The sequence below is a fragment of the Nocardia sp. MDA0666 genome (assembly GCF_003023875.1).
GTDB lineage: Bacteria > Actinomycetota > Actinomycetes > Mycobacteriales > Mycobacteriaceae > Nocardia > Nocardia aobensis.
In genome coordinates this window covers 515,036-535,393 of the sequence record NZ_PYHT01000001.1, presented here as the reverse complement: position 1 = coordinate 535,393, position 20,358 = coordinate 515,036, and the positions used below count along the sequence as shown (strand labels likewise).

Below are 20,358 nucleotides of genomic sequence, written 5' to 3'. Positions count from 1 at the left end.
ATGACTGTCAGCGAGGAAGGAGACCATCGTGGCCAAGACCTCCACGACCACCGATCCGATCGCGACGGTGCTGGAGCCGGAACAGCAACGGATCGCCGGTGACGCGCTCTGCGCCACCGTCGTCGATCTGATCGATCTGAGCCTGATCGGCAAGCAGGCGCACTGGAATGTGATCGGCCCTCGGTTCCGCACCGTCCATCTGGCATTGGACGAACTGGTCGAGACCGCGCGCGGCTTCACCGACGCGGCGGCCGAACGGGCCACCGCCATCGGCGTCAGCCCGGATGGGCGCGCCCGCACGGTCGCGGAGAGTTCCAGCGCCGAATCGTTCCCCTCGGGGTGGCAGCAGGACGGTGACGTGATCGCGGCGATCGTCGCCTCCCTGGCCGCGGTCGTGCGCCGGCTGCGTGAGCGGATCGATGCCTCGGAGAAGGCCGATCCGGTCACCCAGGATCTGCTCATCGATATCGCCGGCCGGTTGGAGCAACTGCATTGGATGTGGCAGGCCCAGGCCGCCTGACGCGCGCCCTGCGCCGATATCTGGTTCCGGCGGCGGCCGTCTTGGCCGTCGCCGGTTGCTCCGCGCCGGGGTCGCGACTGGAAGCGCCCGATGCCGTGCGGGTGACACCGATCGGGGCCATCGTGCACGCACCGGTGTGGTCCTACCGGTCGGACGCGCTCGTGGCGCTGGCGCCGGACCGGGTCGTGAAGGTGAACGGTCTGGCCGACGGCCGCGGCGACACCGTCACCTCGGCCCGCCTGCCGGGGCTGGGACCGAACCTGCAGATCAGTCCGGTGGACGATGGCACGGCGCTGGTCAGCGCCACGGATCGGCAGGCCGTGGCCTCGATTCGGCTGTCCGATCTGGTCGATACCGGCACACTGTCCGCGGGTCCGCGGCCGTCGTATCTCGCCCTCGATTCGGGGGAGCGGATGCTGCTGGCGCTCTCCCAGGACGGCGCCACCGTCACGCCGGTGGATCTGCACCGGCGCACCGCATTGACGCCCACGGTCGTGGACGCGGGCCCGCAGGCCCGGCTCGACGGGGCGAACCGCAGTCGCGAAGTGGAGTTCCACGTCTACGGCCCCCGGGGCAGCGCGCACTACAAGGGCAGTTCCTCACCCGCGGACCGAACCGGCGCCGACGACGAGCCCGTCCTCGCGGCCGCGGGGGACGGCACGAAGGTCACCCGGTTGTATGTGGCGCGGCCCGGGGGCGAGCTGATCGCCCTGGACTCCCGTCGCGACGGATCCGGAAGCGAGACGGTCGGATCCGTCGACCTGGGTGCGCCGATCCGCTACCTGGCCACCGACGACACCCGCATCTACGCCGCGACGGACCGGCAGCTGGTGGTGCTCGAAACCCGCAGTTTCGAGGGATATGCGAACGGAACCATTCCCGTGCTGCGCCGATTCGATCTGCCGGTGCGGCAAGCGCAGGAGGCGGCGTGGTCGGGAATCGCCGTGGGTCCGCATCGGGTCTATCTGACCGTCCGCGACCTGCCCGAAGTGGTCTCCGTGGCCAAGCCGCAACTGTGAGAGGTGTCGTGATGGGCGAAATTCATTCCAGCACAGTCGATGTCGAAGAGGATCTGGATATTCTGACCGAGCAGCTGCGCGGGTTGCGTGAGTTGGCCGCCGATCCGGATCTGACCGCGGCCGACGGCGTCGTCTACGACTTCGGCATCCGGTGGGGCACGATGATGTCGGGGCGGCTGCCGCGCGTCGTGTACTACCGGGAGCGTGGTGCGCTGTCGGTGGCCGATGGGGACCGATTCGACCGACTGATCGAGGAATTCGCCGCCGCCGCCGCGACGATCGAACGCTTGCGGCTGGCCCCGGCGCGCACGACCGGTCGCTGCCAGCCCGCTCACTCGGTCACCGGCGGGAGCCACAGCTGATCGCGGCGCATCCGGATTCCGGTGTGCGGCACCGGGCATGCGGGATTCGCGCAGGTCAACGCGACCATATAGGCGTCGAGATCCTCGTCGAGGAACAGGAACCCCAGATACAGCGCGTCGCCCACCCGGAAATCCGTTGCGCCACAGGCTCGGCAGCGCGCGCGCCTGCGGTCGAGGTAGGCAAGGACGCGATCGCGTTGCCGCTGGGTCAGTTCGATGTTCTCCGGTCGCCGCTCGGTTGTCGTCATATCTCGACGTCCTTGTCGTAGTAGATGTTGTCCTCCCGCCAGCCGCCCATGCCGTGACCGATATGGGAGTAGTCGGAGACGAACTCGATCCGGTCGATCCATTTCGCCATCTTGAACCCGACCTGGTTCTCCACCCGAAGCCGAAGTGGCGCACCGTGTTCGATGGGCAGCGGTGCGCCGTTCATCCGGTAGGCGAGCAGCGTCTGCGGGTTGCCGGCCAGTTCCAGATCCAGCACCTCGTAGAACTGGCCGACGCCGTCGGCGCTCGGATCGTCGCGTCCGGTGTCCTGCATGGTGAGGAAGCACAGATATTTCGCATCCGGCAGCGGGCCGGCCCGCGCGACGAGTTCGCGCAGCGGCAGCCCGGTCCACTCACCGATACTCGACCAGCCCTGCACGCAGTTGTGCAGCACCCGCTGGGTCTTCGGTTCGCCGAGGGCACGCAGATCGTCCAGGCTCAGGTGCATCGGGTGTTCGACGAGACCGCCGACGTCCAGGCGCCAATCGGCGAAATTGTGTGCCGCCATCACCTTGTACGGCAGCGCCGTCGGCGGTTTTCCGTTCACCCGATGTTCCGGCGAGAGCGCGTGCGCCGAGTAGTCCTGCCGCGAGGTCAGGGGCCGGAGCAAACCCAGCCGCATCCGGCGCACGAAGGCGCCCAGCACCCGCTGCACCGACCGCGGATCACGCAGGCTCCACACCGTGGCCGCGATATGCACCAGCACGATCGCGCCGATGATCACGAACGACAGCGCGATCGCCCAATTGATATTGCGGACCTGCCCGAAGATCATCAACGCGGTCAGCTGACCCCAGCTCCAGAAGAACACCATCGACACGTGGATGACGATGAACACGGCGAAGGCCAGCAGACCCAGGAAATGCAGGCTGCGCGCCGACTGCCGGCCGCCGAACATCCGCACGAACCACGGAAAACGGGCCTCCACGGCCGGGGATTGCGCTGCGCCGGTGAGTATCTGGAACGGCGCGAGCACGAAGATCACGCCGGCGTAGGCGAGTTTCTGCACCGCGTCGAAGGGCTGTCCCGGCAGCAGCGGCGGCAGGTTGAAACTCATATAGGTCACGATGTCGTGCCAGGCCGCGGGAAACAGCGACCACGAGGTCGGGATGTAGCGGCGCCACTGGCCGGTCGCGAACAGCAGGATGTAGTAGGCGAGGCCGACGAGTATCCAGCCGGCGACCGTCGCGAAATGCCAATGCCGGCCCAGGCCCAATTTCTTGTGGCCGGGCAGCGCGATCAGTGACGAGTAGCTCTCCTCCTCGTCGAGGGTGTCGTAGAGCTTGTCGGCCGGCATCCGCTTGCGGGTGAATCGCGCCCATTCGGTGCCGGGTTTGCTGTCGTCGCGCCAGAAGAGTTTCGGGTAGCTCGACAGGATCTCCACCCCGCTGCGCATCGCGAAGGTCAGAAACAGCACATTGAGCCAATGTTCGATCCGCAGCCAGGCCGGAAAGTCCAAGGTGGTCATCGTGTGTCACCCCGTCCCGCTCAGTCGCGCCAGTGCTGTCGTTGCGGCCGGGCGACGGTGACACCCAGCACGATCGCGGCGGTCACCGCCAGGAATCCCAGCGCGCAGGTTCCGGCCGCAGTGCCCGGCGCGCTGTCCCACCAGCCCCGCACCTCGGGCAGGTCGGGGAGTCCGGCGAGCCTGCTGAGCACATACACCACCAGGAAGGTGAGGGAGGCGAGCCCGCCCAGGGTCCAGCCGGCGCGGGCGGTACGGGCACCGCACACCAGCGCCGCGGCGAGGGCGCACCAGGCGATCAGGATCGCGAAACCCACGCGCAGGTAGGTCGGCAGCGCGTCCTCGCGCACCAGCACGTACAGATGCACCCCGCCCAGACCGAGCAGCAGCGCCGCCCCGGCCGCGGTGGTCGTGCGGGGAAGGTCGACGGCGGCGTAACGGTCCACGATCAGCGGCCCGAGATGATCTGTCCCGCTTTGGCTTTCAGCGCGTCGGGGAACACCCGGCCAACCAGGCCCATCACCTTCGTGGGCAGCGAGGCGGCGACGACCTTCTGCTCGCCCGCCAGCAGCGCGTCGACCCCCTGGCGGGCGACCTCGGCCGGATCGTCCTTGGGGCCGCGGCCGATGCGGGTGTCCAGCATCTTCGCGCGCCGGAAGAAATCGGTGTCGGTGGGACCCGGCATCAAGGCCGTGACGGTGATGCCCTTGTCGCGCAATTCCTGCCGCAGCGCCTCGGCGAACGACTGCACGAACGACTTCGACGCGTGGTACACGGCCTGTTCGGGGCCGGGAATCATGGCCGCGATCGACGAGGTGAACAGCAGCCGGCCCGAGCCGCGCGCGGCCATATCGGCGACCACCGGCTTCGCCAGGCGCACGGTCGAGCGCACGTTGAGGTCGATCACCGCGAGCTCGTCGTCGAGGTCGGTCGACAGGAAATCGCCGCCGCGCCCGATACCCGCGTTGAAGGCCACCGCATCGAGCGCGCGGCCGTCCTCGGTGACCGTGGCATACAGCTGCTCCGGCCCGTTGGCGCTGTGCAGATCGATGCGCAGCGGCCGCACGCGGGCACCGGAACGGCGCAGCGATTCGGCGGCCACGTCGATGGCGGCGTCCTCGGCGGCGATGGCCACGTCGTAACCGCGTTCGGCGAACTGTCTGGCGAGCTCGAACCCGATACCGCTGGACGCGCCGGTCACCAGGGCCAGGGGAGGTGTGTCGGTCATACCTCCCGCCTACCCGGACAGTGCGAACACATACCTGCGCGCGGTCGACTCGCCACCGACGCAGGTTTCGCCCGATTTCCCCGCACCGGCGTGGTTGCCCGCGCCGGTGCGGGGTAGGGCTGCAGTGAGAAGCCGACGACGATGAGGGGCGCGTTCGCCCCGGACAGGACGCCCGACATGTCTGCAATGGATCCGGACCCGGCCAAGACTCCGGACCTGGAACCCGGTGGTGGTGTAGCCCCCGGTTCCACTCCGCCCGAGACCGCACAGACCTCGGGTCTCTCGGCGCCGGAGCCGAGCACCCGGCATCACTTCCCGGCCAGCGGGGTGTTGCTGATCGTCATCGTCGCGGCGATCGTGGTGGTGTTCGTCGTCGTCGCGATCGCGCTCATCGTCTCCATGGCCTGACGAGTTCGCGGCCTGACGGGTTCCCCGGCCTGACGGTTCTCGTTCCTGGGCGTTCGACCGTGACCGAAACTATATCCGGCTCAAACGAATTCGCGGTTTTTCTGCGCTCCTGCGCGGGTACTCGTGCTGGTATCGCGTTGGCGCGCGCCGGTGGGAGGTCGCGAGATGTCGGTCGAGCAGAGGGAATACGACGACGACCCGATGATCGAGGACTCGCAGCCCGATGTCCCGGAACCCGATGACCGGCCCGGCCGGGAGCGGATCGTGGGCCTCGCACCGGGCGGATCATGCGGGGCGGCCGGGTGTCGTGAGCGTGGCTATCGACCGTATGCGACGCATCGCCCGACGCATGCGGCGCCACCCGGTTCGAGTGGGATGACGTCCCGAAAAATCTTCTGGCACAACATCATCGGAGAAATCGGCCGGCACCGGCCGTGAAGCCGGTGCCGACCGCGCGGCAGTCGGCCGGTCGTGCTGGAACTACCGCCCCGTCCGGAGAGACGATTCGTCGTAGGCCTCGCACCGGCGCACTCCGTTGTGCGGGACCGAAATTGCGGGTATCCGTCGCCGTTGACGGATAGGGCGCTACGTCGAATCGTTCTCGGTACAGGAGAGATACCCCCCTGCTCGACCGTAACCGGCGCGAAATCGCCGATTCGCGAATCGGATGCGATCAGTCGACCTCGCCGGTCCGGTCGTGTTCGGCGCCCTCCGGCGTCGTGGTTCGCGGGGGTGTCAGCTGCGGGTCGTCGTCGGCGGGTGGTTCGGGATCCCGCCACTCCTCGGCGCGGCTGGAGCGGTTGCCGCGCAGGGTCCCCTGGAGGTCATGACGTAATTGATCATCTTCGCGCGCACCGTGTTTGGTGTTTCCACGGTCCATCGTCCTCTCCTTTCGCGGATCAGCGGTGCCGGAGCAGGGCGGCGACACCGTCGGTCGGAGCCGGATCCCGATCGACGGTCACGATGTCGGCCCCCGCGGCGAGCGCGGCCAGCGGCAGCGCCTCGTCGGCGCGGCGTACGACGCCGGAGCCCGAGGGCAGATTCGACGCCTGCACCGCGGTCGGATCCTGCCCTCCGTGTACAGGTCGGCGCCGCGATCATCGACCACCGCGACCACGTGGGCCAGGGCCGGTGAACGCGACTGCAGCAACGGCAGCAGATACGGCATCGATGAGAGCCGGACCGTGGTGCGAGCGGGCGGTTCTGGCAGCGCCTCGGTGAGCAGGACGCCGTCGGCATCGGCAATGACGGCCTGTCCCGCATGCCCCGGCGGCGGATCGGACAGCCCTCGCTCGACAGCGTCGAGGACGGCGCTGTCCGCGCCGTCCCCGTCCAGGGCCTTCCGCACGGCACGGCTGCGCAGTCGTTGCTGGTGCGCGGCGTCCTCGGTATCGCTGACGGTCTCGATGTAGATCGAGGCGAAAGGTCCCGGATGCTCGGTCAACTCGCGTAGTCCTGAGATGGTCACATGCGGCGGCTACCCGCACCCGGCGAGTGAAACCTCGATCCGCGCCGGAATGCGTTTGCCGTTCCGGCCGCCGGGCATCACCGAGAAATGGACTGTGCCGGGCGGGTGAGCCGATGGATGCCGCCGATGTGACGTTCGGGGTCGAGGAGGAATTCCTGCTGGTCGATCCGGTCTCCGGAGCGCCGGTCCCGAAGAATTGCGAGGTCGCGCGGTCGGCCGGCGATGCCGGTATCGATCTGCAGCTGGAACTGACCAGCTGTCAGGTGGAGACCAGCAGCTCCGTCCACACGCGCGTGGACGACCTGCTGCGGGAGCTGCGGCAGTTGCGCGGCGCCGTGGTCCGTGCCGCGGCCGACAACTCCGCCCGGCTGCTCGCCACCGGGGTGCCGCCGACGGTGCCCGACGCCTATCCGGTCACCGACACGCCGCGCTACCGCCGCATCGAGGAGCAATTCGGGATGCTCGCGCACGAACAGGGGCTGTGCGGCTGCCATGTCCACGTCTCGGTGGACGATCCGGAGAGCGCGGTGCAGATCAGCAATCATCTGCGGCCGTGGTTGCCGGTATTCCTTTCGCTCACAGCCAATTCCGCGGTCTACCGCGGAACCGACACCGGCTACGCGAGTTGGCGCAACGTGTTGTGGCGGCGCTGGCCGAGCGCCGGCCCGCCGCCGTATTTCGACTCCCACGCCGACTACGACGCCGCGGTCGAGCTGATGCTGACCTGCGGCAGCATCCTCGACACCGGGATGGTCTATTGGGATATCCGCCGCTCCGTGCATTTCCCGACGCTGGAGATCCGCATCAGCGACGTCCCCGTTACGGCCGAGGAATCGGCATTGCTGGCCAGTCTGGTGCGCGCCGCCGCGGTGGTCGGCCGTGCCGAGGTACGTCGTGGTCGACGGGCGCCCGCGGTGCCGGCCGCCACCCTGCGCGCCGCCTACTGGAAGGCCGCGCGCGAAGGACTCGACGGCGACGGAATCGATCCGCTGGTCGGGCGGGTGGAACCGGCGCGCATCCGGCTGGCCCGGCTCGTCGAGCACGTCACCCCGGCCTTGCGAGAACTCGAGGAGGAGCAGTTCGTGACCGAGACGATCGCCGCGGTGACGGCCCGCGGCAACGGCGCCCGGCGGCAGGCGGCGGCATTGCGCCGGCGCGGCGCGATCGCCGACGTGGTGGACGAGCTGGCCGAGGCGACCGCGGACGGCTGTTCGCTGTAGGGGAGGGGCGCATGCGTATCGCGATCACGGGCGCGAGCGGCAATGTCGGCACGGCGCTGTTGCGGGCGCTGCCCGACGCCGAGATCGTCGCCATCGCCCGGCGGCCACCGCCCGCCGACCGGGCACCGTATGCGCGGGCACGATGGGTCGCCTGCGATATCGGGCACCCGGCGGCCCGTCCCACGCTGGCGGCGGCCTTCGACGGGGTGGAGGCGGTGGTGCACCTGGCCTGGGCCGTGCATCCGCGCCGTACCGATCCGCCGCTGGAACGCACGAACCGGATCGGCACCGACCACGTGCTGGGCGCGGTGGCCTGCAGCGGCGTCGCGCATCTGACGGTCGCCTCGTCGGTGGCCGCCTATTCTCCCGCGCCACGCTGGACCCGCGTCGATGAGCAGCAGCCTCGCGACGGCGTACCCGGCGGTGCTTACAGTCTGGGCAAGGCCGAACTGGAACGGCGGCTCGACGCCTTCGCCGGCGAACACCCGGCGGTGGGCCTCGCTCGGATCCGGCCGTGCGGCATCGCCCAATCCGATGCGGCCGCCGAACTCGGCGACTGGCTACTCGGGCCCTGGCTGCCGCGTTCGCCGGTCGGCCGCGCGTGGTTGCCGGTACCGCTGTGGCCGCGGCTTCGCCTGCAACTCGTGCATGCCGAGGATGTGGCCGCGGCGATCCGGGCCATTCTGGTGCGCCGGGCCAGCGGCGCGTTCGACCTGGCCGCCGAGCCGGTACTCACCGCGCCCGCGCTGACCGAGATCTTCGGCGGATTCCGGGTTCCCGTCCCGCGCCCGGTGCTGGTCGCTGCGGCCTTCGCGGGCTGGCGACTCGGACTGCTGCCGTTGCACCCGGCCTGGCTCGAGCTGGCCGATCGGGCATGTCTGGTGCGGGCGGAGCGTGCGCGGCGTGAACTCGATTGGCGGCCCGCCCATTCCGCGGTCGACGTGGCGACGGAGCTGGCCGCCGGGCTGCGCGCGCGAACGTCCGGCGGCAGCGCCGTGCTGAACCCGGAGCCGATGCGCTTTCGGCCGGGACGCCCGACGCATCAGGATCAGCGGCCGGAGCACCGCAGGCGATGAACGCCGATGACCGATGCCTGCGGCCGATACCGATCACTACGGTTTGCGGGTCTCGACGTAGTGGGCGGCCACCAGATCACAGAGCCGCGTCAGCGACTGTTTGTTGCGGGGCTTGAGCGCCATGGTCTGCACCACGCCGGGGATGAGCCGGCCCGGTCCGCGGATGATCTCCTCGCTCATGGTCACCTCGGTGGTGTCGGCGTCGATGGGCGTCATCGCCAGCCGGATCCACGCCACCCCCACCGGCCACAACTCCGCCTCCAGTTCGATGCTGTTCGGCGGATCCACGGCCACCACCCGGGTGGCCTGCTGAGCCATCAGCGGCCAGGCGCCGACGCTGTGATGGATCCGGGAGCCGATCCGCGGCCAGTCCTGGTCCACGTCGCGCATGTGGGTGGACCCCACCACCCAGTGGCCGTAGGACCAGCCGTCGGACAGTACGGCGAACACCTGTTCGGCCGAACCGGGAACTCCCATCGTGACCTCGCCCATCAGCACACCGCCAGGGCGTCGCGAATCATGTCCAGATGGTGCTGGACCACGGGCGCGGCGTTCTGTGCCAGCGCCGTGACCTGCGGGCTGCTGCCCTGCGCGGTCTCGGTGGCGCCTGCCTGCAGTGTCTGGACGTGGAATCCCTCCTGCATGTGCAGCCAGGCCAGGTCGTAATCGCGGCCGGTCTTCATCGCCGTCTCACGCATCTGCTGCGTCTGGTCGGCGGACGGCATCAACGGCAGGACGACGCCGTTCGGGATCGCGACCGCGGCGCCCATCGCCTCGAGCCGGGTGTGGTCGGTGACCAGAACGGGGCCGAGGTCGCGCACCTGCTGACAGGTGCCCATGGCCGCCGCGCCCGCGCCGGACAGCATCTCGGTCAGATTCCCCTGGTGGACGGCGACGAGAAAATCGCTGTCCTGCGCCGACAGTGCGGCCGGTTGAGCCGCTCCGACCGCGGTCGCGCCGAGCCCGAGGCCGACCGCGGCGGCAGTAACGACGAGCAGACGATGCGGTGATCTCATGATGTGCTCCTGTTCGCTGGGTGTTTGCAGCCCGAATGCCCAGCACGGCGCGTCGTACACGTGCCGCCGGCGCTCACAGCACCACCGTTTCGCCGCGCGGAATCTCCACGATGCGATCGGCCCATCCGCGCTGCCGCATCCGGTCGCGGAATTCCGCGAGCGGGGACGCGAAGACGGTGTAGTCGTCGTAGTGCACCGGCACCGCGCGCGGCAGCCGCAGCAGGTCCACCAGTCCGGCGCCCTGCGCGCCGTCCATCGTGACGGTGAGGCCGAAGGGCAGTCGCGAAGGACAGCAGCGTCGTCGCGTTGCCGACGAAGGTGATCGACAGGTCCACGAGCTGTCTCCGTCCGGTCAGCGGTCGATGTCGTAGAGCGCGGAGTGCAGGCGGGACAACAACTTTCGCCGTGGCCAGCCGGTCGGACGGGAGTCGGCCAGCGCGGCGCGGGCGGCGTTGGCGCCGCAGGTGCCGTGCACGCCGCCGCCCGGATGTGCCGAGGCCGAGCCCAGATACAGTCCCGGTACCACGGTTTCGGGCCGCCCGAGCCCCGGGACCGGCCGGAACACCAACTGCTGGTGCAGCTGGGAGGTGCCGCCGTTGACCGCGCCGCCGACGAGATTGCCGTCGGCGCTGTGTAAATCGCTGGGCCGCTGCACGATCCGCGCGTGAATCCGGCTGCCGAAGCCGGGGGCGTGGGCTTCGAGGACGGCGTCGACCCGTTCGGCCAGCAGGTCGGCCGAGGCGTCGTCGGTGACCCCGCGCGGCAGATGGGTGTAGGCCCACGCCGATTCGGTACCGGGCGCCGACCGGCTGGGATCGGCTGTGGTCATCTGACCGAACAGCATGAACGGCGTATGCGGCACCACGCCGGTGCCGATATCGGTGGTCCACCGCGCCAGCCCCGCCCGGTCGGCGCCCAGATGCACCGTGCCGGCCTCCCGCAGCTGCTTCGACCGCCACGGAATCGTTTCGGAGAGTGCGTAATTCACCTTGACGGTGGGAGCATCCCAGGTGAATCGTTCCAGATCGGCGCGCAGCCGCTGCGGCAGATCCGCGTCGGCGAGCAGCCGGGTGTAGAGGGTCGGTGCGTCGATATCGGCGATGACCGCCTTGCGGGCCCGCACGAGCTGACCCGCGGCCGTGATCACACCGTCGGCGCGCCCGTTGCGAATGACGACGCGTTCCACCGGCTGCCCGCAATGCACCCGGGCCCCCGCCGATTCGGCGCGGTGCACCAGGGCCGCGCTCAGCGCCCCGGCCCCGCCCACCGGAACCGGGAATCCGCCCTCCTGGGCCAGCATGCTCAACAGATAGCCGTAGACGCCGCTGCCGGGCGCGTCCACCGGGACATCGGCATGCATCGCGTTGCCCATGATCAGCAATTTGGCGGCTTCGTCGTGGAACAGTTCGTCGACCATCCGCCCGACCGGGAGAATCAGGAACCGCAGATACCGGAACAGCTCGGCTGATCCGAGATCACGCCACAACCCGGCCGCGCCGCGCACGGGCGGGAACGGGCCGAGGAACGACCCGAGCAGATGTTCGCGTACCTGCCGCCACTGCTCGACCAGCCGCATCCAGGTGCGGCCGTCGCGACTGTCGCGCCGGGCCAGCGCCTCGGCCGTGATCTCGGCGTCCGGATGTACGACGGCGGCATCCGTGTCCTCGGGACTACAGGGGTGGCCGTACACGATGGGCGCTCGGCTCCACCGCAATCCGTGATCTTCCAGACCGAGGCCGCGCAGCGCCGGCGAGGCGCCGGCCATCGGATAGAACGCGCTGAACAGATCCATCCGATAGCCGGGCACCAGCTCGGCGCTGCGCACGGCGCCCCCGGCGGTGTCCTGGGCTTCCAGCACCACCACATCCCAGCCGTGATCGGCGAGCAGCGCGGCGCTCACCAGGCCGTTGTGCCCGCCGCCGATGATCACGGCGTCGACGGGCTCGGCATCGAGCGGCGCCGAACCACCGGGAGTGGGCGAGGACACGGGCATGCGCTACGGCTGGGGGCGGTCGACGTCGCCGCGCCAGGCACCGGATTCCCGTGGGCGCGATTCGATGAAGTCGCGGAAACGCTCGAGGTCACCCTTGACGCGACGATCGAGTATGCCGAGCTTGTCGGCGACGTTCTCCACGAACCCGTCGGGATCGATATCCATCTGCGCGGTCACGCGCGTGGTGTCCTCGTCTAGTCGATGGAAGGTGATCACTCCGGCATGCCGGGGACCGGCCTCCGAGGTCCACGACACCCGCTCGTCGGGGTGCTGCTCGGTGATCTTCGCGTCGAATTCGCGGGTCGCGCCGGCCACGTGCACCGTCCAGTGGGTGTGTGTGTCGTCGCGCTGCTCGACCCGCTCGACGCCCTGCATGAACTGCGGGAACGATTCGAACTGGGTCCACTGGTTGTAGGCGGTGGTCACCGGTACGTGCACATCGACCGATTCGGTGACTGTTGTCATGCTGCGACCTCCTCATGGTCTCGGTGGGCAACGCTGACGCCATACCCGCGCCGCGCGCTCGTACACGGATCACTCGGTCCCGGCGTCGAGTGCGTACATCGAGCGGACCACCGCGAGCAGCGCGGCCTGCCGGGCGGGGCCGGGGCTGTGCCGCTCCGACAGCTCCCGCACGGCGGCCGCGGTGTCGGCATGCGCCGTGCGCAGTTCGTCGAGGTAGGCGTCCAATCGCGCCGGATGGGCATGGGTGGCGTCGAGGCAGGCGACGGCGTCGGCCAGAACCTCGACCAGGTGGGCGAGCCGGGGTGCGAACACCTCGCCGAATTCGTCGTTTTCGGCGCCGGTGGCCACTGCCTCGGTCAATCGCGCGCCGGCCGCGGTCACCAGGTCAGCACGGGTTTGACGACACGTCCCGCATGGTGGTCGGCCAGGGCGGCGCCGATCTCGGTGTACGGGTAGGACCGGACCAGACGGTCGAGCGGCAGCCGGCCGGCCGTGTAGAGCTCGAGCAGTTGCGGGATGAACCGCTGCGGCACGGCATCGCCCTCCAGGCAGCCGTGAATGGTCTTGCCGCCCAGCACGATATCGCGCATATCGAGCTGCGGGACGCCGATGCCGAGGCCGACCACCGCCACCGCGCCGCCGGTGGCCAGCCCCGCCACCGCCGCCGCGAGCACGTCGGGACGACCGGTGGTGTCGAGGGCGTGGGTCGCGCCGCCGCCGGTGAGTTTGTCTATGGTCGCGGCGGTCTCGTCGCCCGGGGCCAGGGCGGCGGCCGCGCCGAGTTCGAGGGCGAGCGCACGGCGATCGGCGGACGGTTCGACCACCAGCACCGTGGTGCCGGGACGTGTCCGTGCGGCCAGCAGCCCGGCCATGCCGACCGCACCCGCGCCGTAGATCACGATTTGCGAATCCGGTTCGGGGGCCAGCACATTCAGTATCGCGCCCGCGCCGGTCTGGAAGCCGCAGCCCAGCGCGGCGGCGACGGCGAGATCGGTGTCGCCGGGGACGACGACCGTATTGTCCGCGGTGCTGAGCGCGTATCCGGCGAAACTCGACTGCCCGAAGAAGCCGTCGCGCACGCGCGTGCCGTCGACGGTCATGCGGGGCGAGCGATCGGCACGGCCGCCGAACTGGTTCAACGCGGTGGATCGAGCGCAGTAGGGCAGGCGGCCGAGCCGGCAGTTGCGGCAGGTGCCGCAGTGCCGGAACGTCAGCACGACCCGGTCGCCGGGCCGCACGCCCGCCACCTCGGCGCCGACCGCCGCCACCACACCCGCGCCCTCGTGGCCGAGCAGGATCGGGCGGTCGGCGGCGCCGGCGGCGCGGGAGACCAGATCGGTGTGACAGATTCCCGACGCCTCGATCCGGACCAGGATCTCGTCGGCACGCGGCTCGTCGATCGTGACGGATTCCAGGCTGAAGGCGGCCTGCGGATCGCGCGACAGCGCGGCAGTGGTCACCGGCACGGCTCAGACCCGCTCGAGCAGGAAGTAGAAGTATTCGCCGCCGGCCAGCACCAGTTCGGGGCGTCCGTTCATGATGCCCATCAGCGTGTTGTCGTCGAGGCGTTTGAAGTGGTCGAAGACCGCGCGGCCGTCGTAGACCATGGTCGCGGTGACCTCGCCGCGGAATTCGATATTCCACAGCGTGGCCTCGCCGCCCCCGAGTTCGACATCGGAGTACAGCGTGCCGTCCTCGGCGCGGCAGATCAGCGGCTTCGCATCCATCGTCGAATGGAAGGTCTTGCCGTACCAGCCGCTCTTGTCCAGTGCGCGGCACAGCGGGTGTCCGGTTCGGAAGGCGGCGCCCCTCCATTCGCCGAGGATGTCCTCGGCGCGCACGACCGCGAGTTCGGCCCACAGCCGGTCCAGCTCGTCGGTCGATACTCCGCTCGATTGCGCCGCCAGCTCGCGCCAGCGCTCGGTTGTCCCGGTCATCGCATCCTCCACAGTTTCCCGAACCAGATGGTTCGGGAAACTACACCCGAACCGGCTGGTTCGGCAAGATAGGATCCGCGGCATGCGCGCAGCAGGCCATGCCACCAGGGAGCGAATCCTCGCCGCGGCCAAGGCGGAGTTCGCCCGCTACGGCATCGCCGGGGCCCGGATCAACCGGATCGCGGAGGCGGCCAATGCCAGCAAGGACCGCCTGTACGCCTACTTCACCGGCAAGGACGACCTCTACGCGGCGGTGACCGAGCAGTGGGCAACCGAGACCACCGCCGAGACCGCGCTGGACGCGGACGATCTGCCGTCCTACGTCGGCAGGCTCTTCGATCACTATCTGCACCACCCCGACAACGCCCGCCTGCAGGCGTGGGCGGAGATCGAGCGCACCCACATCCCGGGCGCCGACGAGGCGATCCGGCGCGCGGTCGCACCCAAGATCGCCGAGATCCGCCGCGGTCAGGCCGCCGGGCTGATCACCGCCACCTTTCAACCGCTGACCCTGCTGACATTGCTGACCGATCTCGCCCGCACCTCCGCGGTCCACGCCCTGCACGACGACGACGCCGAGGACCGCCGCGCCGCCACCGTCCTCGCGGCCCGGCGGTTGATCGCGCCCTGAGCGCGGCGCTGGTTTGCCCGAAGCGGGTGCGGGTAGCGCGAGTGCTGAGGCTCCCCGGGCTCCACGCGACCGTAGGGGCCTCCCACCGCCGCCACGTCGACAGGAGATCGCGATGGGTTTTCCGGAGCAGCAACAACAGGTCCCCGGGGTGCAGCAGCGGATGACCCCGCAACCGGACTGCGGGGAGGACAGCTATCGGGGGTCGGGCAAACTCACCGGGAAGGCGGCGGTGATCACCGGCGCCGACAGCGGAATCGGCCGCGCCGTGGCCATCGCCTTCGCGCGCGAGGGCGCCGACGTGCTGATCTCCTACCTCGACGAACACGAGGACGCGCACCAGGTCGTCGCGCTGGTGGAGCAGGCCGGCCGCAAGGCGGTCGCGGTGCCGGGCGACCTGTCCGATCCCGAACACTGCAAGGCCGTCATCGACCGCGCCGCAACGGAATTCGGCAAGATCGACGTGCTGGTCAGCAACGCCGCGTATCAGATGACGCACGAAAGCCTCGACGAGATCTCCGGCGACGAATGGGATTACACGTTCAAGCTCAACGTCGGTGCGCTGTTCCATCTGGTGAAGGCGGCCGTCCCGCATATGCCGGCGGGCGGCTCGATCATCGGCAGCTCCTCGGTGAACTCGGATATGCCCTCACCGACGCTGGCGCCCTACGCGGCCACCAAGGCGGCCATCGCCAACTTCTGCGCCAGCCTCGCACAGCTGCTGGGGGAGAAGGGGATTCGCGTCAACAGCGTCGCGCCGGGCCCGATCTGGACGCCGCTGATCCCGTCCACCATGCCGGTGGAGAAGGTCCGCAACTTCGGCGACGACGTCCCGCTCGGGCGGGCCGGACAGCCCGCCGAGCTGGCCGCCTCCTATGTGCTGCTGGCCTCCGACGACGGCAGCTACATCTCCGGTGCGCGGCTCGCCGTCACCGGCGGTCGGCCGATTCTCTGATCGGCCGTCAATCGGTCCGCCCGTGGCCGGTGCCGGGCGGAGCGGACTCCGGCCGTCCCGGCTGCGGCGATCCCTCGAACAGGATGGGACGGTCGCCGGCCGGACCGAGGAACAGCCCGAGCAGCAACATCGCCGCGCCGAGGCCCAGATGCAGCCAGTTGTCCGCGGTGTTGACCGGAATGACGTTCGCGGTCGACTCCTTGTCCACGACCAGGCCGTACACCCAGAGCGCGAGGTAGACGACGCCGCCGGCGATGAGATAGGTCCGCGCGGTCATCGTCGTGCGGCCCATCGCCAGGCCCGCGACGCCGAACACCAGATGCACGATGTTGTGCAGCGCCGAGACCTGGAACACGCCGAACAGCTCGGCGCCGGAATGATGCCCGGTCCAGGTGAGCATGTCGTAGTTCGTGGTCACGCCCGGGATGAACCCGAGCACGCCGACCACCAGGAACGCCGCCCCGACCGCATAGGCCGCGGCCTGCACCGGGGAAACCCGCGCCCGATGCCGAGATACAGATGCGGTGGCCATCGCTGCTCCCTTCGAATGCCGAAGATTCGCCCGTGACTTCGACGGTAGCCGCACCGGACCGCCGCGAACAGCGCGAACCCGTTACAACCCGGTCGGCGCGGGTATCGCGCACACAGACCGGGCTGTCGCCGGACCGGATCCGCGCCATCCGCCACTCTTCGTCTCCGAGGTGACCATGCATATCCGATCCGGTACCCACACGGCCGGGGCGAGCGAACACGACCGCATCGCAGACCCGTGGGGGACGCGCACTCCGTACGGCCCCGGGCAGCCGTGGCCGGAACGCGTGGATATGTTCCTGGCCGAAGGTGTGCGCGAGGACATGGTGGAACGCTGGGTGCCGACCGCCTCGGTGCTGCATTCCAACGGCGACGCGATGGATATCGCCGTGCACGAGGGACGCATCGTGGGGGTGCGCGGCCGTGCCGGGGATCGGGTCAACCGCGGGCGGCTGGGGCCGAGGGACCTGTTCGGCTGGCAGGCCAACAATTCTTCCGATCGGCTGACCCTCGAGGAGTATTACGCGCTCACCGTCCTGGCCCGCGGCGGCATCGGCACCAATCATCTCGACGGCAACACCCGGCTGTGCACCGCCACCGCCGGTGAGGCGCTGAAGGAGTCGTTCGGCTCCGACGGGCAGCCCGGCAGCTACTCCGACGTCGACCACGCCGACGTGATCGCGCTCTACGGTCACAACGTCGCCGAAACCAGACCGTGCTGTGGTCGCGCATGCTCGATCGCCTGCGCGGCCCGAATCCGCCCGCCCTCGTCTGCGTCGACCCCCGCACCACGCAGGTCGCCCGCGCGGCCACCATCCATCTGGCGCCGCGCCCGGGCACCAACGTGATGGTGATGAACGCGTTGTTGCACGAGCTGATCCGCAACGACTGGATCGATCGCGACTACATCGATGCGCACACCGTCGGATTCGACGAATTGCGTCAACAGGTCGCCGGCTGCGCGCCCGACCGCGCGGCCGAGATCTGCGGCGTGCCGGCGGCCGATTTGCGGGCCGCGGCGAGGGTGATCGGCACCGGCGAGCGCCACGGCAGCAGCGGTGCGCCGTCGGCGTCGCGCAGATCCAGGCGGCGGGCGTAGTCGAGGAAGATGTCCAGATCCGGCCGGGTGGCGCCGGGGGGTTCGACCGCCTTCTCCGACAGGTGCACGGTGCGGTCGGCGTTGGTGAAGGTGCCGGTCTTCTCACCCCAGGTCGCCGCGGGCAGCACCACATCCGCCAAGTGCGCCGTCTCGGACAGGACGCCGGAAGAGGTGTTCGAGCAGTGGAAGCGGTGCAGTGCGGGATGCCTGTGCGACTACTCGGCCATGAGCTACGCGAAACTGCGCGCGCGGGGAGGTATCCAGTGGCCGTGCACCGAGGAGCATCCGGAGGGCACCGAGCGCTTGTACGCCGACGCGAAATTCCGTGCGGCGCCGCAGGATTGCGAAACCTACGGTCGCGATCTGATCACCGGCGCGCCGCGATCCGCACCGCCGATCGTCACCGCACCGACCACGAGGTCCACCACGTGTGCCGGGATCTGCTGTTCTGGACCGACGAGCATCGCCGCAAACTGGCCCACACCGGAGAACGGCGCGGCCTGCACCTGGACGCGTCGCCGTTGTCGGTCGCGGGACCGGTGGAATCGGCGCGCCGGGCGCTCGGCACCCTGGTCGGCCGGCGGCACGCGCCCGCGCTGTTGTTGCTGCGCGATCTGCGCACGCTCCACAGCCACGCCGCGGTGGTGTCGGTGACTGGGAAATCCTGGCCCAGGCGGCGCAGGCGGCGAGAGACAGCGAACTGCTGGACCTGGCCTCCGACTGCCATCCGGAGACGTTGCGGCAAATGCGCTGGGCGAATGCCAAGATCAAGGAGACCGCTCCCCAGGCCGTCGCGACGCCGTGAATACCGCTGCCGACGGCGGGTATGCGCCCGCTATGACTGCCTCGATAGAGCAGTTGCTGCACACGCTCACCAAGGTGGTGAACGCGCTGCTGGCCCATGAGATCGACTTCGCGGTCGGTGGCGGCTGCGCGGTGTACGCGCGCGGGGGTCCGGCGAGCGATCACGATGTCGACATCTACGTCAAACCGGCCGACGCCTTCCGTGCCCGCGACATCCTGACCGCGTCCGGGCTGCATGCCGTCGACCCGCCCGAGGACTGGCTGACCAAGGTGTACGACGGAGATACGCTGGTGGACTTGATCTTCCGGCCCAACTACCGCAACGTCGACGACGATCTGCTGGGCCGCGCGACCTGGATGCGGATAGGCCCGGCGGCGGCTCCGGTGCTCAGCGGCACCGATCTGATGGTGGACAAATTGATGGTCCTCGACCCGCACCGGCTCGATTTCACCCGGCTGCTGGCGGTCGCCCGGGATCTGCGGGAACAGGTCGACTGGCGGCGCGCCCGGGACGAAACCGCGGTCTCGCCGTACGCACGGGCGTTTCTGGCGCTGGTCGAGGATCTCGGAATCGGAGGTGAGGTCATGGCTCAGGACTCGGGCGACGAGGTGTTGCCGCAATATCTGGTCGCGAATCTGCGGCGGGCGTTCGCGGAGGACCCGCGCACCGCCGAACTCGGCGTGCAAGTGACCATCCGCGGCGCCGTGGTGGTGCTGTGCGGGGAGGTCGGCAGCGAACAGCAGCGCAGCGACCTGGAGGACATCGTGCGCGAGCACGCGCCGAAACTGCGCATTCACAACGATATTCGGGTGTCCTCCATGCAGTCGCCTATCGTCGATCACGAACGGCTCAGCTGATGACGGGCCCGGAACGGACGACCGACGGGGTGGTGCGCATCGCGGCGGTGGCCGATATCCACCTCGGCGCGGAGTCACGGGGAACGCTGCGCCCGGCATGGGAGCGACTGCCCGAGGAGGCCGACGTGCTGCTGGTCGGTGGCGATCTCACCCGGCACGGCACCCTCGACGAGGCGCGGGTGGTCGCCACCGAACTGGAGGACCCCGGCGTGCCGGTGATCGCGGTGCTCGGCAACCACGACCACCATTCCGATCTGCAGGACGACATCACGGCCCTGCTGTGTGATCACGGGATCCGGGTGCTGGAAGGAACCTCCACCACGGTGACCGTCGGTCCCTATTCGCTGGGCGTGGCGGGGACGAAGGGCTTCGGCGGTGGCTTCGCCGGCAAGTGCGCGAGCGTGTTCGGTGAGCGCATCATGCGCGACTTCGCCTCCTACACCGTCGATCTCGCCGACGCGCTGCATGCGGCCCTGTGCGGGCTGGACACCGATGTGAAGGTCGCGCTCACCCACTATTCCCCCTGCGGGGACACCCTGCACGGCGAGCCGCCCGAGATCTATCCATTCCTGGGCTCGTACCTGCTCGGCGAGGCGATCGACACCTGCGGAGGCGCCGATCTGGCGATCCACGGGCACGCGCACGCCGGATACGAGCGCGGCACCACACCCGGCGGGGTCCGGGTGCGCAATGTGGCCCAGCCGGTGATTCGCGCGGCCTACACGGTCTACGATCTCTCGGTACCGGAGCGGGCGGACGGTTCCGGTGCGCCGAGCGAGTCGCACGAGGCCGCGCGGACCCCCGCCTGACAACGAATTGCCGGAATATCCGGCCGAGGAAGTGTGGCCGAAGTTCTGGTAATTCCCGCCGGGCTGCGGAATCATTTGTGGAGAATACCCGAGGGCGGGTGCGGGAAGCCCCCCGCCCAGCGGCAGGAATTGCCTTCCGGCCGATGCGGGAAGGATTGTTCCGAGCGGTCGTGACGCGAAATTGCGCGGCCGCCCGGTCTGGGGAGACGTCGGCGCCTCGCTCGGTCAGG

General features: G+C 69.5%; 27 protein-coding genes and 1 pseudogene. 11 read left to right on the top strand and 17 right to left on the bottom strand.

Annotated elements, in window-relative coordinates:
• The first annotated feature begins 28 nt into the window (after positions 1 to 28).
• The 3 genes from C8258_RS02605 to C8258_RS02595 are packed head-to-tail and all read left to right on the top strand — an operon-like array spanning position 29 to position 1,901.
• On the top strand, positions 29 to 520 hold the full coding sequence (locus C8258_RS02605) for a Dps family protein (RefSeq protein ID WP_063010724.1): 492 nt from the start codon (positions 29 to 31) through the stop codon (positions 518 to 520).
• Positions 499 to 1,539: a hypothetical protein gene (locus C8258_RS02600; RefSeq protein ID WP_233224829.1), complete on the top strand. Its 1,041-nt coding sequence runs from the start codon at positions 499 to 501 to the stop codon at positions 1,537 to 1,539. Before C8258_RS02605 ends, C8258_RS02600 begins: the two co-directional genes overlap by 22 nt.
• An 11-nt stretch (positions 1,540 to 1,550) precedes the next feature.
• Positions 1,551 to 1,901 (top strand): hypothetical protein, encoded by a 351-nt coding sequence (locus tag C8258_RS02595; protein ID WP_106953667.1) that lies wholly within the window; start codon positions 1,551 to 1,553, stop codon positions 1,899 to 1,901.
• Here C8258_RS02595 and C8258_RS02590 read toward each other — a convergent pair.
• From C8258_RS02590 to C8258_RS02575, 4 genes are read right to left on the bottom strand one after another with little or no spacing between them, the layout of a single operon-like run.
• Positions 1,871 to 2,149, bottom strand: a complete 279-nt coding sequence (locus tag C8258_RS02590; RefSeq protein ID WP_106953666.1) for a hypothetical protein — start codon at positions 2,147 to 2,149, stop codon at positions 1,871 to 1,873. The two genes, C8258_RS02595 and C8258_RS02590, sit on opposite strands and share 31 nt — an antisense overlap.
• A complete protein-coding gene (locus tag C8258_RS02585; RefSeq protein ID WP_106953665.1) occupies positions 2,146 to 3,636 on the bottom strand; it encodes a molybdopterin-dependent oxidoreductase in 1,491 nt (496 codons plus the stop codon). Before C8258_RS02585 ends, C8258_RS02590 begins: the two co-directional genes overlap by 4 nt.
• A gap of 20 nt (positions 3,637 to 3,656) precedes the next feature.
• Complete coding sequence (locus C8258_RS02580; RefSeq protein WP_106953664.1) at positions 3,657 to 4,079, bottom strand: oxidoreductase; 423 nt, start codon at positions 4,077 to 4,079, stop codon at positions 3,657 to 3,659.
• 2 nt (positions 4,080 to 4,081) lie between these two features.
• On the bottom strand, positions 4,082 to 4,861 hold the full coding sequence (locus tag C8258_RS02575; protein WP_106953663.1) for an SDR family oxidoreductase: 780 nt from the start codon (positions 4,859 to 4,861) through the stop codon (positions 4,082 to 4,084).
• Positions 4,862 to 5,038: 177 nt separating this feature from the next.
• On the opposite strand from C8258_RS02575, the gene C8258_RS02570 reads away from it, so the two are divergent.
• Positions 5,039 to 5,269, top strand: a complete 231-nt coding sequence (locus tag C8258_RS02570) for a DUF6480 family protein (RefSeq protein WP_106953662.1) — start codon at positions 5,039 to 5,041, stop codon at positions 5,267 to 5,269.
• 673 nt (positions 5,270 to 5,942) lie between these two features.
• On the opposite strand, the gene C8258_RS02560 is transcribed toward C8258_RS02570, so the two are convergent.
• Together C8258_RS02560 and C8258_RS32160 are read right to left on the bottom strand one after the other, a co-directional pair.
• Entirely contained in the window at positions 5,943 to 6,149 is a 207-nt protein-coding gene (locus C8258_RS02560; protein ID WP_063064394.1) for a hypothetical protein, read from the bottom strand.
• 78 nt (positions 6,150 to 6,227) lie between these two features.
• Positions 6,228 to 6,737 carry a hypothetical protein gene (locus C8258_RS32160; RefSeq protein WP_146161138.1) on the bottom strand — a complete coding sequence of 170 codons (510 nt, stop codon included), beginning with the start codon at positions 6,735 to 6,737 and terminating at the stop codon, positions 6,228 to 6,230.
• Positions 6,738 to 6,850: 113 nt separating this feature from the next.
• On the opposite strand from C8258_RS32160, the gene C8258_RS02550 reads away from it, so the two are divergent.
• Together C8258_RS02550 and C8258_RS02545 are read left to right on the top strand one after the other, a co-directional pair.
• On the top strand, positions 6,851 to 7,957 hold the full coding sequence (locus tag C8258_RS02550) for a glutamate--cysteine ligase (RefSeq protein WP_106953659.1): 1,107 nt from the start codon (positions 6,851 to 6,853) through the stop codon (positions 7,955 to 7,957).
• 11 nt (positions 7,958 to 7,968) lie between these two features.
• Entirely contained in the window at positions 7,969 to 9,033 is a 1,065-nt protein-coding gene (locus C8258_RS02545) for an NAD-dependent epimerase/dehydratase family protein (protein ID WP_106953658.1), read from the top strand.
• Positions 9,034 to 9,069: 36 nt separating this feature from the next.
• On the opposite strand, the gene C8258_RS02540 is transcribed toward C8258_RS02545, so the two are convergent.
• From C8258_RS02540 to C8258_RS02505, 8 genes and pseudogenes are all read right to left on the bottom strand, one after another.
• Complete coding sequence (locus C8258_RS02540) at positions 9,070 to 9,525, bottom strand: SRPBCC family protein (protein ID WP_106954017.1); 456 nt, start codon at positions 9,523 to 9,525, stop codon at positions 9,070 to 9,072.
• Positions 9,525 to 10,049 (bottom strand): DUF4142 domain-containing protein, encoded by a 525-nt coding sequence (locus C8258_RS02535; RefSeq protein ID WP_146161137.1) that lies wholly within the window; start codon positions 10,047 to 10,049, stop codon positions 9,525 to 9,527. The genes C8258_RS02540 and C8258_RS02535 overlap by 1 nt, the downstream gene beginning before the upstream one ends.
• A 73-nt stretch (positions 10,050 to 10,122) precedes the next feature.
• Positions 10,123 to 10,332, bottom strand: a pseudogene (locus C8258_RS02530) (MBL fold metallo-hydrolase); the annotation flags it as partial.
• A gap of 69 nt (positions 10,333 to 10,401) precedes the next feature.
• A complete protein-coding gene (locus tag C8258_RS02525) occupies positions 10,402 to 12,036 on the bottom strand; it encodes an NAD(P)/FAD-dependent oxidoreductase (RefSeq protein WP_233224828.1) in 1,635 nt (544 codons plus the stop codon).
• Between the two features lie 9 nt (positions 12,037 to 12,045).
• Entirely contained in the window at positions 12,046 to 12,507 is a 462-nt protein-coding gene (locus C8258_RS02520) for an SRPBCC family protein (protein WP_106953655.1), read from the bottom strand.
• Positions 12,508 to 12,576: 69 nt separating this feature from the next.
• Positions 12,577 to 12,888, bottom strand: coding sequence for a hypothetical protein (locus C8258_RS02515; protein WP_106953654.1), 312 nt, complete (start codon positions 12,886 to 12,888; stop codon positions 12,577 to 12,579).
• Positions 12,885 to 13,973 (bottom strand): alcohol dehydrogenase catalytic domain-containing protein, encoded by a 1,089-nt coding sequence (locus tag C8258_RS02510; RefSeq protein WP_106953653.1) that lies wholly within the window; start codon positions 13,971 to 13,973, stop codon positions 12,885 to 12,887. The genes C8258_RS02515 and C8258_RS02510 overlap by 4 nt, the downstream gene beginning before the upstream one ends.
• 3 nt (positions 13,974 to 13,976) lie before the next feature.
• Positions 13,977 to 14,444, bottom strand: a complete 468-nt coding sequence (locus C8258_RS02505; protein ID WP_106954016.1) for a DUF4334 domain-containing protein — start codon at positions 14,442 to 14,444, stop codon at positions 13,977 to 13,979.
• A gap of 82 nt (positions 14,445 to 14,526) precedes the next feature.
• Here C8258_RS02505 and C8258_RS02500 point away from each other — a divergent pair, with 82 nt between their 5' ends.
• Positions 14,527 to 15,075 (top strand): TetR family transcriptional regulator, encoded by a 549-nt coding sequence (locus C8258_RS02500; protein ID WP_106953652.1) that lies wholly within the window; start codon positions 14,527 to 14,529, stop codon positions 15,073 to 15,075.
• A gap of 112 nt (positions 15,076 to 15,187) precedes the next feature.
• The gene (locus C8258_RS02495) at positions 15,188 to 16,027 is read left to right on the top strand and encodes an SDR family oxidoreductase (RefSeq protein WP_106953651.1); all 840 of its coding nucleotides are present in this window, start codon (positions 15,188 to 15,190) and stop codon (positions 16,025 to 16,027) included.
• 7 nt (positions 16,028 to 16,034) lie between these two features.
• Here C8258_RS02495 and C8258_RS02490 read toward each other — a convergent pair whose 3' ends face one another.
• A complete protein-coding gene (locus C8258_RS02490; RefSeq protein WP_063064332.1) occupies positions 16,035 to 16,559 on the bottom strand; it encodes a DUF4383 domain-containing protein in 525 nt (174 codons plus the stop codon).
• A 175-nt stretch (positions 16,560 to 16,734) separates the two neighbouring features.
• On the opposite strand from C8258_RS02490, the gene C8258_RS02485 reads away from it, so the two are divergent.
• Positions 16,735 to 17,406, top strand: coding sequence for a molybdopterin-dependent oxidoreductase (locus C8258_RS02485; RefSeq protein ID WP_369974689.1), 672 nt, complete (start codon positions 16,735 to 16,737; stop codon positions 17,404 to 17,406).
• Positions 17,407 to 17,500: 94 nt separating this feature from the next.
• Here the strand turns inward: C8258_RS02485 and C8258_RS33590 are convergent, their stop codons facing one another.
• The gene (locus tag C8258_RS33590; protein ID WP_369974704.1) at positions 17,501 to 17,788 is read right to left on the bottom strand and encodes a molybdopterin-dependent oxidoreductase; all 288 of its coding nucleotides are present in this window, start codon (positions 17,786 to 17,788) and stop codon (positions 17,501 to 17,503) included.
• A 219-nt stretch (positions 17,789 to 18,007) separates the two neighbouring features.
• Entirely contained in the window at positions 18,008 to 18,292 is a 285-nt protein-coding gene (locus C8258_RS32465) for a hypothetical protein (RefSeq protein ID WP_158271198.1), read from the bottom strand.
• A 202-nt stretch (positions 18,293 to 18,494) separates the two neighbouring features.
• Here C8258_RS32465 and C8258_RS02465 point away from each other — a divergent pair, with 202 nt between their 5' ends.
• Both C8258_RS02465 and C8258_RS02460 read left to right on the top strand, forming a co-directional pair.
• Positions 18,495 to 19,319: a BON domain-containing protein gene (locus tag C8258_RS02465; RefSeq protein ID WP_106953650.1), complete on the top strand. Its 825-nt coding sequence runs from the start codon at positions 18,495 to 18,497 to the stop codon at positions 19,317 to 19,319.
• Positions 19,320 to 19,348: 29 nt separating this feature from the next.
• A complete protein-coding gene (locus C8258_RS02460) occupies positions 19,349 to 20,128 on the top strand; it encodes a metallophosphoesterase (RefSeq protein ID WP_199195575.1) in 780 nt (259 codons plus the stop codon).
• Positions 20,129 to 20,358 lie beyond the last annotated feature (230 nt).

Bases quoted from the DNA above. Each gene is read 5' to 3' on its own strand.
- C8258_RS02465 (WP_106953650.1), top strand. From the start codon at position 18,495: ATGACTGCCTCGATAGAGCAGTTGCTGCACACGCTCACCAAGGTGGTG.
- C8258_RS02520 (WP_106953655.1), bottom strand. From the start codon at position 12,507: ATGACAACAGTCACCGAATCGGTCGATGTGCACGTACCGGTGACCACC.
- C8258_RS02545 (WP_106953658.1), top strand. From the start codon at position 7,969: ATGCGTATCGCGATCACGGGCGCGAGCGGCAATGTCGGCACGGCGCTG.
- C8258_RS02490 (WP_063064332.1), bottom strand. From the start codon at position 16,559: ATGGCCACCGCATCTGTATCTCGGCATCGGGCGCGGGTTTCCCCGGTG.
- C8258_RS02595 (WP_106953667.1), top strand. From the start codon at position 1,551: ATGGGCGAAATTCATTCCAGCACAGTCGATGTCGAAGAGGATCTGGAT.
- C8258_RS02535 (WP_146161137.1), bottom strand. From the start codon at position 10,049: ATGAGATCACCGCATCGTCTGCTCGTCGTTACTGCCGCCGCGGTCGGC.
- C8258_RS02575 (WP_106953663.1), bottom strand. From the start codon at position 4,861: ATGACCGACACACCTCCCCTGGCCCTGGTGACCGGCGCGTCCAGCGGT.
- C8258_RS02485 (WP_369974689.1), top strand. From the start codon at position 16,735: ATGCATATCCGATCCGGTACCCACACGGCCGGGGCGAGCGAACACGAC.
- C8258_RS02550 (WP_106953659.1), top strand. From the start codon at position 6,851: ATGGATGCCGCCGATGTGACGTTCGGGGTCGAGGAGGAATTCCTGCTG.
- C8258_RS02495 (WP_106953651.1), top strand. From the start codon at position 15,188: ATGGGTTTTCCGGAGCAGCAACAACAGGTCCCCGGGGTGCAGCAGCGG.
- C8258_RS02505 (WP_106954016.1), bottom strand. From the start codon at position 14,444: ATGACCGGGACAACCGAGCGCTGGCGCGAGCTGGCGGCGCAATCGAGC.
- C8258_RS02500 (WP_106953652.1), top strand. From the start codon at position 14,527: ATGCGCGCAGCAGGCCATGCCACCAGGGAGCGAATCCTCGCCGCGGCC.
- C8258_RS02590 (WP_106953666.1), bottom strand. From the start codon at position 2,149: ATGACGACAACCGAGCGGCGACCGGAGAACATCGAACTGACCCAGCGG.
- C8258_RS02560 (WP_063064394.1), bottom strand. From the start codon at position 6,149: ATGGACCGTGGAAACACCAAACACGGTGCGCGCGAAGATGATCAATTA.
- C8258_RS02570 (WP_106953662.1), top strand. From the start codon at position 5,039: ATGTCTGCAATGGATCCGGACCCGGCCAAGACTCCGGACCTGGAACCC.
- C8258_RS02585 (WP_106953665.1), bottom strand. From the start codon at position 3,636: ATGACCACCTTGGACTTTCCGGCCTGGCTGCGGATCGAACATTGGCTC.
- C8258_RS02540 (WP_106954017.1), bottom strand. From the start codon at position 9,525: ATGGGCGAGGTCACGATGGGAGTTCCCGGTTCGGCCGAACAGGTGTTC.